Raw genomic sequence first — 14,855 nt, 5'->3', positions numbered from 1 at the left:
AGTTTAAAACTGCAATTATTGAAGAAGTATAGGTAGAACGTAGCTCAAAAAGATTCGTTTTAATTTTAAATTATTTTTTTTCTGTAGTATTTTCAGAATTCTTGGACCTTTTTTCCATCTTTCTTTTTTGAAATTCATATGAACTAAAATTGCTGGCCGACGTTCTGATCTAAAATGAAATTCAGCGAGTCATGCAGATGAATAGAAATGTATCCATAAATACGCCGAACACTACTTACAGAATTCAGTTTCATAAAGAATTTAACTTTTCGGATTTCAAGAGAATTATTCCTTACTTAAGAGATCTGGGCATCGATACAATCTACGCTGCACCTATTTTTCAGTCAACACCAGGGAGTATGCATGGTTATGACGGCACAAATTTCAATAAAATAAATAGTGAACTTGGTACGCTGGACGAGCTGAGATCCATTAAAAAAGAGTTAAGTGAATATCATATCAAATGGTTACAGGATATTGTTCCTAACCATATGGCGTTTCATCCCTCGAATGAATGGCTAATGAATCTGCTCGAATTTGGACAGACATCAAAATTTAGCCATTTTTTTGATACCTGCTATAGTTCCAATTTATTCGAGAAAGGAAAGTTAATGGTGCCTATCTTGTCTAAGATTTTAGACGAAACGATTTCAAACCACGAAATTGCTGTCGTTTTCTCAGATGATAGTCTTCGGCTTTCTTATCAGGAAAACCTTTATCCACTTTCGCCTGAATCCTATTTTTTCGTCCTTAATGATTATTTAAAAGAGAGCCAGTCGGATTTTAGTGGACTTCTGGTTCAAATATATACGGCTCAAGCTAATGGAGATGTCGAGGAGTGGAGACAGCTGCGTGCGCACATTTTTAAGCACCTTCCCAATGAGAAATTAAAGCATATTCTTGACCAATTTAATAATAATCTAGAAAGTATTCACGAACTGGTGGCTAGTCAGCTTTATGAGCTTTGTCCTTGGTGGTTTACAAATCAACGTATAAATTTTAGACGTTTTTTTACGGTCAATGAATTGATTTGTTTAAATGTACAAGACAAAAATGTATTTGAGCAGTCGCATAAGCTGATAAAAAAACTTGTCGATGAAGAACTGATTGATGGATTAAGGATTGATCATATTGATGGACTTTATAAGCCTACTGACTATTTATTTAATTTGAGGAAATTAATCGGTCCACAACCTTATATAGTTGCTGAAAAAATACTTGAACAGGGGGAGAAACTTCCACTCGAATGGCCTATACAGGGAACAACAGGCTACGATTTTTTATCGGCTTCCAATAATGTTTGCTCCTGTAAATCGGGAAAGAAAATATTGGATAAGTATTATAGAAAAGTTATTGGAGAAAATCTATCCATTAAAAAACAACAGTATATAAAAAAGAGCATAATTCTCAATGAACACATGCAGGGCGAGCTTAATAACCTGGCCCGGTCATTGGCATCACTTTTAGCAGTTAAAAGTCCGAATAAGCTAGGGCCTTTAAAAGATATTCTAACCTCTTTTTTAGGATTTTTCCCTGTTTATCGATTATATGACGAAAGCTTTCCACTGTTGGCAAACAATATTAATCTGCTGTCTTCTCTTTTTAAAAAGTTGACCCGAAAGCCCGAGCTCGATCAAAAGCTGGTCAATCAATTTCGAGAACTATTTGAGCAAGCACAGGTAGATTCAAAATCGCTGAGCCATACTGCTGTGGTTGATTTTTTTCTCCGATGTATGCAGTTGGCCGGCCCTGTAATGGCTAAGGGTGTGGAAGATACGTTAATGTATACATACAACCGTTTTATAGGACACAATGAAGTCGGCGATCATCCGGATAACTGGGGGCTAAGTAAAAAGAAATTCCACAAATTAATGCAGGAAAGACAAAAATTTTGGCCACTGTCCATCAATGCAAGTTCTACACACGATACCAAACGTGGTGAGGATTCGCGAAGTCGCTTATTAGTCCTAACTGCTATGGCTCAGAAATGGGTTAAACAGGTTCAGATTTGGCAAGATGTGGTTTGGAATGAATATCGAAAAGACCTCCCACATCCGAATGATGAATATTTTATTTATCAGTCGCTGGTAGCCTCTTATCCAATGGAAAAACAGGATGGAGAAGCATACGACGCATTTGAAAAACGTTTTTTGGACTACTTGGTTAAATATCTACGCGAAGGGAAAGAGCGCTCGAGCTGGGAAAATCCAAATTTAACCTATGAAGACGCTGTTCGGGAATTTGCCTCTTTTTTGCTTGATAAAGATCGCCCATTTTTTACGAGCTTTTATCAATTTATTGAAGCGGTAGCTGATTTTGGAATTTTAAACTCGCTTATACAGCAAATCTTGAAATTTACTTGTCCCGGTGTAACTGATATTTACCAGGGGTCGGAACTCTGGAACCATAGTTTTGTTGATCCCGACAATCGACGACCGATAGATTATCAATTAAGTGAAAATCTGCTGAAGGCTATTGAAAATATGCCCAACGACAGTCGAATTAGACAATTATGGCAAAATAGATACGATGGGACAATTAAACTATGGTTAGTTAAGGAATTGGTAAAATTCAGAAAGCATGATGCTGCACTTGCATCAGATAGCAGTTATATTCCATTAAAAGTAAGCGGTCGTTACCGTAAACATATTTTGGCATTCGCGCGTAGATCTGGAGATGATTGGATGATCGTGGTACTTCCGCTACACCTCGCTGCTATCGGTAAAATCTCCAAATTCGTACCTGGCTCATTTGACTGGGCAGATACGAGCGTTCATCTTTCCCTAAATCATTCCGTGACCTGGCATCACATGCTATTTGACATAGCGGGCGAAGGCTCAGAAATTTCAGTGAATACCATTTTTAGGGATCTTCCAATGGCTATTTTAAAATACAAAAGTAGCCCACCTAAGCGTAGTGCGGGTGTTTTAATGCATATCAGCTCATTGCCATCATCCTATGGAATTGGTGATTTGGGATCCAGAGCTCGTCGTTTTGTCAAACAACTGCATTATAGCGGCCAAAGCTGGTGGCAGGTACTTCCTTTAGGGCCGACAGATGTTGAGCAAAACCATTCTCCTTACAGCACCCTAAGTAGTAGAGCAGGTAATCCATTATTCATCGATTTAAACGAATTGCTGGAATTTGGCTTATTGGAAAGAGGGGAACTAAAGGCTTTAAAAAGAAATAGTTCTAAAACAATAGATTTTGCTGATATAGTCTTCACAAAGTACAAACTTTTGGAGAAGGCATTTAATCGTCTTTCTGTTCAACATGCGCTTGATTTCTCCGAATTTGTAGACCGTGAATCTTCGTGGCTTAAGGATTATGCGCTTTTCAAAGTTCTAAAAAACAGACATGGGAATCGTCCTTGGTATGAGTGGCCAACACAATACAAACATCGCGACAGCGCTGCACTTAACGATTTCGCAATTGAATTCGCAGATGAATTGCGAAAGGAAAAATGGTTTCAATACTTATTTTTCAGACAATGGGATGCCATAAGAAACTACGCATACGATTATGGCGTAAGATTTATCGGTGATATTCCATTTTATGTTGCCTATGATTCTGCCGATGTTTGGGCCAATCCGCACTATTTTTCCATAGGAGCAAATGGTACTATTAAAAATGTTGCTGGGGTTCCGCCTGATTACTTTAATGCAGCGGGACAATTATGGGGGATGCCGACGTATCATTGGGGATCGCTCAAAAAAGATGGCTACAGATGGTGGATTGAGCGCCTGTCACACAATTGCGCGCTGTTTGATAGGTTACGGCTTGATCATTTTAGGGCATTTTCTTCCTATTGGGACGTTCCCTTTGAAGAAACTTCCGCCAAGAATGGACGTTGGTCAACAGGCCCTGGTTCGGATTTTTTTGATCAAGTAAAAATTCATTTAGATGACATGCCTTTTATCGCTGAAGATCTTGGAGATATCGATGCGAAGGTATATGATCTGCGCGATCAATACAACTTTCCGGGCATGGCGGTTTTACAGTTCGCTTTTGATAACGATATGGCACATTCACCCCATATTCCACATCATTATAGCAGAAATTCTGTTGCCTATCCTGGAACACACGATAATAATACAACACTTTCTTGGTATCGTGAAGATCTTAAATCATCGAGTAAACTAAATATCAATAGGTATTTTGGACAAATTGTTGAAAGTGGAAATGTAAATGAGGTCCTCATACGATCACTTTACGCCTCTGTCGCAGATACAGTCATTGTTGCGATGCAAGATATCCTCAATCTTGATGGATCCTGTCGTATGAACCGACCTGCCAGTACGACCGGAAATTGGTTGTGGCGCATGCAGAAAAGAGCTTTTTCTCCAAAACTTCAGGCGAGATTAAATGACTATACAAAATTATACAACCGTTAAACATAAAAATGGAAACAAAAATCAATACTGGAAGCCCTTATCCTTTAGGCGCAACTTACGATGGAGAAGGGGTTAACTTTGCCCTTTTCTCCGAAAATGCCGAAGCTGTCGAACTTTATCTCTATGATAGTTCGAACCAACAAGAAATCGAGAAATTTAAGATAACGGAGAAGACGCATCAAGTTTGGCATATTTATGTTTCGGGAATTAAACCAGGACAACTGTACGGTTATCGCGTGCACGGTCCTTACGATCCGGCCCAGGGACATCGTTTCAACCCCCATAAATTACTGATTGATCCCTATGCAAAAGCAATTTCGGGTGTCGTACAATGGAATGATGCTTTATTTGCGTACAATATAGGAGAGGACGATTTAAGTTTGGATACAACTGATAGCGCTCCTTTCGTCCCGAAATCCGTGGTTATAGACGGTCATTTTGATTGGGGGGACGACCATCCTCCGCGTGTACCCATGCACCAAAGTGTGATTTATGAAACACATGTAAAAGGTTTTACAGCAACTCATCCGGAGATTCCCGAAGAAATAAGAGGAACCTACGCTGCCTTGGCGCATCCTGTCACCATAAATTACTTAAAGGAATTGGGGATCACTGCAATTGAATTATTGCCTATACACCATTTTATTACAGACCGTCACCTACAGGATAAAGGACTAACTAACTATTGGGGATATAACAGTGTTGGTTTTTTTGCCCCTGATGTACGCTATTCTGCTTCGGGTACCCATGGAGAACAGGTCGTGGAATTCAAGGAAATGGTAAAAGCACTTCATAGTGCGGGGATAGAAGTTATCCTTGATGTCGTTTACAATCATACAGGCGAAGGGAATGAAATGGGACCAACACTCTCTTTTAGAGGAATTGACAATGCTTCATATTATCGTTTGGCTGAAGATCCACGTTATTATATGGATTTTACTGGAACAGGCAATACATTGAATACCCGCCAGCCTAACGTGCTACGGTTGATCATGGATAGTTTACGCTATTGGGTGCAGGAAATGCACGTTGATGGATTCCGTTTTGATCTGGCATCAGCATTAGCGCGGGAGCTCCATGACGTAGATAAATTGAGCTCTTTCTTTGACGTTATCCACCAGGATCCGGTGATCTCACAGGTTAAACTAATTGCCGAACCATGGGATATTGGAGAAGGAGGGTATCAGGTAGGCGAGTTCCCCGCCGGTTGGGCCGAATGGAATGGAAAGTATCGTGACTGTATCCGCGATTATTGGATCGGAGCGGACAGTATGATCGCTGAATTTGCTAATCGCCTGACTGGATCGTCCGATTTATACCGGGGTGACAATCGTACACCTTCCGCCAGTATAAATTTCATTACTGCACATGACGGATTTACGCTCCACGATCTGGTATCGTACAATGAAAAGCACAATGAAGCTAATGGTGAGGATAATAAAGATGGAGAAAGCCACAACCGCTCCTGGAACTGTGGGGCAGAAGGACCTACAGATGATTCTACGGTAAATAACCTGAGAGAAAAACAAAAAAGAAACATGCTCGTCACATTATTTCTTTCCCAGGGAGTACCTATGCTTGTCGCTGGCGATGAACAGGGGCGAACACAGCAGGGCAATAATAACGCCTATTGTCAGGACAATGAGATTTCATGGCTCAACTGGGCCAATGTAGACGTATCTTTATTGGACTTCACTAAAAAATTGATCCATTTTAGGCGAGAACATCCGGTATTCTGTCGTCGCAAATGGTTTCAAGGATTGCCTATCCGCGGTACAGGTGTTGAAGATATTGTATGGTTTCTTCCAGATGCATCTGAGATGGATGATCATCACTGGGAGGAAGACTATGCGCGCTCACTCGCTGTGTTTTTAAACGGTGCGGGAATTAGATCAGTAGATACCGATGGAAAGAAAATCGTGGATGCTAATTTTTACCTGATATTTAATGCGTATTGGGAAGATGTAACCTACACGCTCCCCGGTGAAAATTATGGGGCTGGATGGTTTAAGATCTTAGATACGAATAATGATACGATAGAAAGCCTTGGAAACTATTCAGCAGGAGATTCTATTTTAGTGCCCTCACGTTCCATACTTTTATTTCAATCACAATAAAGTGGGGGATATATATGAGCAAGACAGGAATTCAACAATTGGGTATTCGTCGCAATGGTGACCTTTGGCAGATTCGCGTATGGGCACCAATGGCAAAGAATGTGCTTTGCCGATTTTATCAAAAAGATATGGAGATCGCGCTTAAGCCCCAACAATATGGTTATTGGTACGCAGAGGCTGATTTATTAGCAGCTGGAGATTTATACTGGATCAGTGTCGATGGCAACGAATTGCCGGATCCGATTTCGCTCTCCCAGCCAGAAGGTGTACATGGTCCCTCAAAAATCGTTGATCTCACTTTTTCTTGGACCGATAAAGACTATCGGCCTCCAGCATTGTCTGATTTTATTATTTACGAGCTTCATGTAGGAACATTTACTTCATCCCATGATTTTGATGGTGTTATCAAAAAGATTCCCTATCTGAAAGATTTGGGTATCACTGCTATTGAAATTATGCCTGTTGCACAGTTTCCTGGTGAGAGAAATTGGGGATACGATGGTGTTTTTCCTTTTGCAGTGCAGAATTCCTATGGTGGCGCTTCGGAATTCCAAAGGCTTGTGAATTCCTGTCATGAGGCCAATATTGCGGTAATTTTGGATGTCGTCTATAATCATCTCGGTCCAGAGGGAAACTATTTCTCGAATTATGGCCCATATTTTACCGACAAATACCATACGCCCTGGGGTAATGCGCTGAATTACGACGATAGCTATTGTCATGGACAGCGGGATTTGGTACTGAACAATGTACGCATGTGGTTTGAAGACTTTCATATCGATGCGCTGCGTTTGGATGCGGTACATGCAATCAAGGATTTTAACGCTGTTCATATCCTTCAGCAAATTCGTAAGGAAACGGATGAAATTATCGCTAAATCCGGAAAAAAACATTTTCTATTTATTGAATGCGATCTCAACGATAGACGATTTTTAGACCCATTGGCGAAAAATGGTTTTGGGATGGATGCACAATGGCTCGATGAATTCCACCATGCTTTAAGAGTAAGCGTGGGCGAACCAAAAAAGGGGTACTATGAGGAATTTAATGGATTGGCGGATCTCGCCAAAGCTTATGAAAAAGCATATGTATTCGATGGCAACTATTCTCCCCATCGGGAAAAATTCTTTGGAACGGACACTCTCGGTATCAAAGGGGATCATTTTATAGTTTTCTGTCAGAATCATGATCAAGTCGGCAATAGGATGATGGGCGATCGCGCGGCTTCACTCTATCCTGTAGAAATAACGAGACTAATGGCTTTTGCGGTGTTCATATCCCCGTATCTTCCTTTACTGTTCATGGGAGAAGAATGGGGTACAAAACGAGCTTTTCCCTATTTTACCAGTCATAGTGACCCCAATCTTGTAGAGCAGGTGAGACAGGGAAGAAAAAAAGAGTTTGAAGATTTTTTTGAAGATTCAGAATTTCTCGATCCGCAGGACGGGACGATATTTAGGAATACCGTTTTGAATTGGTACGAACAGGATAGCGAAGTCCATCAGCACTATTTATCCTATTATAGATCCCTGATAGCATTCCGTAAAACCAATCCTGTGCTGAAAAATATACAGCGCGATGAAATGATGGCCAAATGTCTCCCGGATCAAAAAGTACTTATTTTAGCGATGAAAAAAAATGATAGTTCTCTATTTGTAATGATGAATTTTTCTGCCGCTGTACAACAGGTAACGCTGCCTGAGGATCTGCAATGGAAAATGATATTTAATACGAATGAAATGGATGCCGCGGGTTTGTTTGATACTGATTATGCTCAAAACACTGTGGCATCGCTAAAGCCTTGGTCAGGTCAGGTCTATATTTCTATGTAGATGCATGGTATATAAAAATTTTTATATACCATGCATCAGATTTTTATATCGCGTTAAGCAGCCCCTCGGATTACACGTAACAGAACGACAATAATGGCGATAACTAATAAAACGTGAATTATATTCCCTGTAGCATAACCTCCAAAGAAACTAAACGCCCAAATAATGACTAAAATAACAGCAATGATATATAATAAATTTCCCATAATATATTTGTTTTTGGAGTAGAACAGCCTTCGATGGATTATGGTTTGAATGGATAAAATTTAAACGTTAGTTGTTCGTTATCAATCGCTAGTTGTTAGTTATCAATAAAGTGTACAGTTTTTCAGCGACTGACTAGCAAACTGGTTTGCAAATAACACTTTAGAATAAACGTATTTATAACATTTCCCATATATAAATACCCTATTGTCTTTTTTTATTATTTGCTTATTTTTTTATCTGTATTTAAAATTAAGGGCAAAAATCCATTAAAATTTGCTTAATAGGCTTTGTAAATAAGGACAACGTATTTTTACCACTAACAATGCTATTTATTTTACATGCAAATTGGCCCTCAAAATTAGCACTCTTCTTGTTATCCTTTTCTTGTAAAATCATTTTAAACAATCAGTTGAATAAAGAAAGAGGATAAGTTATGAACAACCACAATTTAAATGTACTCATCACCGAAAAAAGAAGTTTACTTAATCATTTTGCTGCTAAATTTACAGCTGATCCGGATGAAAAGGAAGACCTGATCCAAGAAACGTGGATACGCGCATTGAAGTCCATAGACAATTTTGTTCAGCATCCGAAGCTAATGAGCTGGTTATATGTAATTATGAAACATACTTACATCAATAAGTATAGAAAAGCAAAGCGTACCACCGAAATTCAAGATCAATATGTGGTCTTGGGAAGTACAAATACAATAGAACTCAACAAAGGGATCAATAAGTTTATGGCCGAAGATATCGAACGTGCGATGAACAGCTTAACGGCAGAAAACTATGAAATTTTCCGTTTGTTTTTAGATGGTTATAAATACCATGAAATTGCATCCTATTTTGATATGCCAGAAGGTACAATAAAAACTAGAATCCATATGGTAAGAAAAAAGCTGCAAAAACAGCTTAAGGTCTACCGGTTAAATTAACAATCCCAATAAATAAAACAAGAGCTAACGTTTCAGTTTAGTTTGATTTTTGCGAAAGGCTGACTTTTTAAGGTCAGCCTTTCTTTCGTATACTTTCAACACAATAGCTCCTTTGCGGAAATCGTATGGTCATCAGCTGAACATGATTGCACTCCGACGAAGGTTCATCCCGGCTGCAGCTTTTCGACTATTTTCCAATTGTCCTCTTTTTTATCATAGCGAAGTAGCCAGGTTTCCTGGGGGATTTTCTCTTCCTTATCGGTTGAATGTTCACCCACCGTAATCGTGATCTCTGAAGGAAGAGCGTGGATAATTTCGGCGTAGGCTTTTTCGCCGCCGAGGAATTCGATAATTGCTGGCATCGCATTATAACCAATTTCCGGGCTGAATAAGAACTCAGCTATGCCGCCATAATGAATCTCAGTACCATGAAAAATAATACCATTCATAATCTTACAAATTGAAAGTTAAAGTTATAGTGATCTTATCTCAGATCATAAATTTTGAAATTTTGATCTGCGATAATTCTAACACTCGTATGCTATTTTTGTTTTTTTAGCGATCCAATAATTTATTTTGCAAAAGCAATCTATTTGTTTTTGAGACGTGTTATATCAGTAATTAAAAGCAGGAGCTTGAGGGTGAAATAGAAAAATTTTCAGGCAAAAAAGGATTAAAAAAATAATATATTCATCATGAACGTAAAAAGAATATTTGGAACTATTCTCACAGTATTGGGTATTGTAGGGCTAATCTATACCGGTTATGAACTGATCATGAAAAGTAATGCCTATACGAATTTGGCAGTAGTCGGCATTTTGGCGCTTATTTTCTTCTCATCAGGAATAAGTCTTGTGAAGAACACTAAAGACGAGTCTTAAAGGCGGTTCATTTTGGGAAGTCTAATTTTCGGCTTTTGCTAAAAATTAATGAAGGTCGGATTATCAAGTCCGACCTTCATACATGAATTTTACTTAATATAGTTGAGAATATAAATAACAACTATATACCTCGCATTGTTTTCGTAAAAAGCCTTTAGCTGGTGTCCAAGGTTTTTGCTGTATTTCAACTATTCTTGGGCAGCCTTGTCGTTTACGAAACCGCCTGCTATCCCTGTTAATGCTTCGTCGGTATCCTTCTCATTGTCTAAGGTTTTTTGGAGCAGTGTAGCTACATCGTCGTGTCCCATCGTTTCTGCAAATGTGCGAAGAGTACCGTAAGTAGCGATCTCGTAATGTTCTACTTTCTGTGCTGCAAGAATGAGGCCTGCATCTCTGGTAAAAGTATCCTTTTCTGTGTCAGAAATGATCGAATCGGCTTCATCAAGTAGACCCTGCATAGCGTCACATTTTTTAGCAACAGCTTTTTCTCCCAATTGCTCAAATACCTGTTCAAGAGTTTCTATATGTTTCTGAGTTTCCTTGGTATGCTTTTCAAAAGCAGCGGCGAGTTTTTCGCTAGTTGCAGCTTTCTGCATTTTGGGTAAAGCTTTCACTAAGTGTTTCTCGGCCCAATAAATGTCTTTTAGTTCATCGACGAAAAACTCGTGGAATTCACTGTCTTTCATTTTTCCGGTATTACCAGAAGGTTTTTTTGTGGCATTTTTTGCCGGTACAGATTTCGTAGTTGCCATAATAAAAATTTTAAGTGTTACTGCATAGATAACCTAGCCCAAACAACTTTAGTTCAATAAAATATATTTAACTGTTATCAAATAAAAACGAAAGCGATATTCTCTTCTAAGTTTGGGTACAATCCTGTTAGCAAAACCTCTCGCACGACAGCATTGTTCAGATTAATATTTATCAGGCCATAAAAAGCAATTTGCTAAATCAGAGAAAACCATTTCATATTGAGTTTTGTGCTATATCAAAATCGAATTAATTGGTAGCGTAACATGCATTTTATTATTTACCAATATATTAATTTTTAAAATACCGATCATGGCCTATAATAAATCCAAAAAGAGAAAAATAGCTAGAAATAGATCACCTAAAAATACAGCTATGGGATTAGGTAAATATCGGCAAAAGCGTACCGAAGAGAAAACCCCGGAACCCTTTGGCGGGAAACCAAGTGGAACAGAATTACGTTAGAAAGGATGAATTGTGAAGGTGATATTTTTAAGCCGGTCCTTGGTAAAGGTATTGATCTTAAAAAAGTAATTGAAAAATATACGAAATAAACGCATCAAAATCTGCATGGATAATCCGGAATTAAAAACCAGTAATAAAAAATCAATATACAGTGCACTCGCGGCGAATGTATTAATTGCATTAACTAAATTCATTGCGGGAGCATTTACAAATAGTTCCTCCATGATTTCAGAGGGTATTCACTCTACGGTAGATACTGCAAATCAATTGCTCATACTTTATGGCTTAAAAAGAAGTAAGAGGCCACCCGACCAGTCTCATCCTTTTGGTTATGGTAAAGAACTATACTTTTGGTCTTTTGTTGTTTCCATTTTGATTTTTGGGCTTGGGGGTGCATTATCTATTTACCAGGGTATAGCTCATATCATGAAACCCGAATTAATGAGCGATCCTTTTTGGAATTATATTGTACTCATACTCTCCTTAATTTTTGAAGGAACTTCTTTTTTTATTGCTTTAAAAGAATTCAATAAAACCCGCAATGGCATGGGTTGGTGGGATGCAATTATTAAGAGTAAAGATCCTTCCAGTTTCCTTGTGGTCTTTGAAGATGGTGCAGCTGTGGCAGGGCTAATAATCGTTATGGTACTCATGGGACTAAGTCATTACTTGCAGATTCCTGAATTAGATGGCCTAGCTTCAGTAATCGTAGGCTTGTTGTTGGTTTTTGTATCCTTTATATTGGCTAGAGAAAGCAGAAGCTTATTAATGGGAGAGGGAATTGCTTCAGAAACAAGATTGAAAATCGCCCAACTTGCCGAAAAGGATTCGGCTGTTGTAAAAACTAAAAACATACTATCCACTTATCAATCGCCAGAGTATGTTGTATTGATGCTTATTATTGACTTTGAAGATCATCTTGACACAGAGGAAATCACCGAGGCGATACGCCGGATTCGTGAGGATATAAAAAATGAATTTGAGTTTGTACACTTTGTGATTATTCAACCAGAATAATCACATACAAGCCCTTTTAACACGCTATCAAAACATCATCTTCAAGCCCATAGCGCAGAAATGGTGGTAATTTTTGCAAATATAAATATCTACCAAACCTTTCAGACTTTGGCTTTGTTCACCCCTGATGGATCAAATAAGAACAGCATTGGATATGAAAAAAGAAAAGAATTTAAAAACCGCTGGGGCTAGCAAATCTTCCATAGATAAAATTAAAACAGCATCCGGTTCATGGAAGGTAAGTACTTCAAGGTAAAGTGGGGGCATTACATTTTTCTTGAATGAAGGGAAGCTTCAATTGGTTAACGAAGAACCTACTTATTATCGAGACCATAATGCCATGGACAGAAAATCAATACCGACAGCCAATCCACTGCTTTGAGCGATGAGATTATGTTAAGAAGAATCAACAGCGAATTATTTAAAATGATACATTTGTAAATATCAATTTCAGAGCTGCTTAACGATGAATTTTCAAAATAATCAATTAGAATATATCTCACTTAAGCCGTGGCACTCACTTGAACACATCGTTGAGAGTATCTGGATGGTAATAAATAATTCTGATGAGAATAGAGAAGGAATTATTGTTCCAGACGGCAAAATAGACTTATTTCTTTTTATAGATGAAAAAGGAGCTTTTGAGATTTTTATTTGTGGAGTCTGTACAGAACCTGTTATAAAGCCACCATTCCCGAAATCTCGAATGTTCGCCATTAGCTTTTATCCAACTGCTGCGGAATATATTTTTAATCACTCTTTTTCGGATTTAAAAAATACAAAAAAAACGTTGCCAGATGATTATTGGGGATTTTCAAAAGATGACCTCATTGATTTCGAGTGTTTTTATAAAAAGGCCTGTTATACTATTTCTTCAAAGTATAAAAAACAAATGGATGGAATGAAACAGAAGTTGTTTGAGCTTATCACTAAATCTAGGGGAGAAATTACAGTAAAAGAACTGGCGGGTAAAATATGTTGGAGTAGCAGGCAGATTAACCGCTATTTCCAGAATTGGCTTGGGCTTACGCTAAAATCATATGTTAACATTGTACGTTTTTCAAATTCATTAAAACAACTGAAAGAAGAAAACTTCTATCCAGAACTGAACTATGGCGACCAATCTCACTTTATCCGTGAAGTAAAAAAATATGCCGGAGTAACGCCAACTATTTTAAGCAAAAATGAAAACGACCGATTTATCCAATTGAACCTGATTCCTGATGCATAATTTTGTATTAAATAAAAGAAGAAAAAATGCATCTAAATCACATCAACCTGGTCGTAAAAGAGGTAGATAAAGCCGTAGACCTATTTACGCAAAATTTGGGTTTTAATTTAATTATAAACAGAAACAGCAAAATGGCAGTGCTTGAAAGTAGCAATAATTTTGCTTTAGTCCTTTGGGGGCAGCAATTGAACAACGAGGAAAATAGACCTAAGTATCCAGCGAATTTCCATATTGGATTTTATCAAAAAGATGAGAAAGCTGTTCACGAGGTATATCAGAAATTAATAAACGACAGCGGTTTGAAATTTGAAAGCGCACCAAAGAAAATCAGGGATTCATTTGGATTCTATTTTTATTTTGAAAATCTGATGATTGAAATCAGTGTAACTCCTTTTAAATGATCATAAAGTTGAGATTATCTAAGAGAGGTTAGATTTGCTATCAAAATTAAAAACAGAGCGGGGGAATACTAAACCAACCAAAAAATCTATAGTATGAGTTATAAAAGCTATTATTTGAACTGCTTCATATTGATGTTGCCGATCATTATTTGGAATATTTTATTAAGCAATAAGTTGCCTGCCAATTACCAGGCCGAAATATTTTCTGCTAATATTCCGGACGTGTTAACGTACGGTGAGAATATTTTTAGGCTGTTTATATTTGTAATTTCATTTTTGATGCCTCTGCAGCTGCGTACAAAAAGGCAAAAAGTCGGCTTCAGCATTTATCTTACAGGATTATTACTGTACATGCTTTCGTGGGTTTTATTAATTTTATTTTCTAAAAGCATTTGGAGCAATAGCCTCCTTGGTTTTTCTGCTCCCGCTTACACACCTTTGGTATGGCTTTTAGGAATTTCACTGATAGGAGATACCTTTAATTTTAACCTGCCATTCAAGAAATGGATTTTTATCAGTGCTTCTGCCTTATTTTTAGCCTTTCATCTTACTCATACCATTCTTGTTTATAAAACTTTTACGAAGATCTAGGCTTCATTTTTTTAGTATACTTTTTTTTAACTCCC

12 protein-coding genes are annotated in these 14,855 nt (G+C 38.0%); 9 read left to right on the top strand and 3 right to left on the bottom strand.

Annotated features, from left to right (window positions below):
• Positions 1 to 191: 191 nt before the first annotated feature.
• The 3 genes from treY to treZ are packed head-to-tail and all read left to right on the top strand — an operon-like array spanning position 192 to position 8,343.
• Positions 192 to 4,394 carry a malto-oligosyltrehalose synthase gene (treY, locus tag A9970_RS08180; RefSeq protein ID WP_220801539.1) on the top strand — a complete coding sequence of 1,401 codons (4,203 nt, stop codon included), beginning with the start codon at positions 192 to 194 and terminating at the stop codon, positions 4,392 to 4,394.
• A gap of 8 nt (positions 4,395 to 4,402) precedes the next feature.
• Complete coding sequence (gene glgX / locus A9970_RS08175) at positions 4,403 to 6,511, top strand: glycogen debranching protein GlgX (protein WP_182981924.1); 2,109 nt, start codon at positions 4,403 to 4,405, stop codon at positions 6,509 to 6,511.
• A gap of 14 nt (positions 6,512 to 6,525) precedes the next feature.
• Positions 6,526 to 8,343 (top strand): malto-oligosyltrehalose trehalohydrolase, encoded by a 1,818-nt coding sequence (gene treZ / locus A9970_RS08170; RefSeq protein WP_182981923.1) that lies wholly within the window; start codon positions 6,526 to 6,528, stop codon positions 8,341 to 8,343.
• A gap of 53 nt (positions 8,344 to 8,396) precedes the next feature.
• Here treZ and A9970_RS08165 read toward each other — a convergent pair whose 3' ends face one another.
• Positions 8,397 to 8,549: a lmo0937 family membrane protein gene (locus A9970_RS08165; protein WP_120333750.1), complete on the bottom strand. Its 153-nt coding sequence runs from the start codon at positions 8,547 to 8,549 to the stop codon at positions 8,397 to 8,399.
• A gap of 434 nt (positions 8,550 to 8,983) precedes the next feature.
• Between A9970_RS08165 and A9970_RS08160 the strand changes: the two genes are divergently transcribed.
• On the top strand, positions 8,984 to 9,484 hold the full coding sequence (locus A9970_RS08160; RefSeq protein WP_182981922.1) for an RNA polymerase sigma factor: 501 nt from the start codon (positions 8,984 to 8,986) through the stop codon (positions 9,482 to 9,484).
• 164 nt (positions 9,485 to 9,648) lie between these two features.
• Here A9970_RS08160 and A9970_RS08155 read toward each other — a convergent pair whose 3' ends face one another.
• Positions 9,649 to 9,933, bottom strand: a complete 285-nt coding sequence (locus tag A9970_RS08155) for a hypothetical protein (RefSeq protein ID WP_182981921.1) — start codon at positions 9,931 to 9,933, stop codon at positions 9,649 to 9,651.
• A gap of 246 nt (positions 9,934 to 10,179) precedes the next feature.
• Between A9970_RS08155 and A9970_RS08150 the strand changes: the two genes are divergently transcribed.
• Positions 10,180 to 10,365: a hypothetical protein gene (locus A9970_RS08150; protein ID WP_075993108.1), complete on the top strand. Its 186-nt coding sequence runs from the start codon at positions 10,180 to 10,182 to the stop codon at positions 10,363 to 10,365.
• Positions 10,366 to 10,553: 188 nt separating this feature from the next.
• Here A9970_RS08150 and A9970_RS08145 read toward each other — a convergent pair whose 3' ends face one another.
• Positions 10,554 to 11,117: a ferritin-like domain-containing protein gene (locus A9970_RS08145; protein ID WP_120333747.1), complete on the bottom strand. Its 564-nt coding sequence runs from the start codon at positions 11,115 to 11,117 to the stop codon at positions 10,554 to 10,556.
• Between the two features lie 310 nt (positions 11,118 to 11,427).
• Between A9970_RS08145 and A9970_RS08140 the strand changes: the two genes are divergently transcribed.
• From A9970_RS08140 to A9970_RS08125, 4 genes are all read left to right on the top strand, one after another.
• Complete coding sequence (locus A9970_RS08140; protein ID WP_182981920.1) at positions 11,428 to 11,580, top strand: hypothetical protein; 153 nt, start codon at positions 11,428 to 11,430, stop codon at positions 11,578 to 11,580.
• A gap of 105 nt (positions 11,581 to 11,685) precedes the next feature.
• Entirely contained in the window at positions 11,686 to 12,597 is a 912-nt protein-coding gene (locus A9970_RS08135) for a cation diffusion facilitator family transporter (protein WP_182981919.1), read from the top strand.
• Between the two features lie 466 nt (positions 12,598 to 13,063).
• A complete protein-coding gene (locus tag A9970_RS08130) occupies positions 13,064 to 13,828 on the top strand; it encodes an AraC family transcriptional regulator (RefSeq protein WP_182981918.1) in 765 nt (254 codons plus the stop codon).
• A 26-nt stretch (positions 13,829 to 13,854) separates the two neighbouring features.
• Positions 13,855 to 14,229 carry a VOC family protein gene (locus tag A9970_RS08125; RefSeq protein WP_120333744.1) on the top strand — a complete coding sequence of 125 codons (375 nt, stop codon included), beginning with the start codon at positions 13,855 to 13,857 and terminating at the stop codon, positions 14,227 to 14,229.
• Positions 14,230 to 14,855 lie beyond the last annotated feature (626 nt).

Source organism: Sphingobacterium sp. UME9 (genome assembly GCF_014170215.1).
Classification (GTDB): domain Bacteria; phylum Bacteroidota; class Bacteroidia; order Sphingobacteriales; family Sphingobacteriaceae; genus Sphingobacterium; species Sphingobacterium paramultivorum.
The sequence above is the reverse complement of the archived record's forward strand: the minus strand, read 5'-3'. Positions and strand labels throughout refer to the sequence as shown.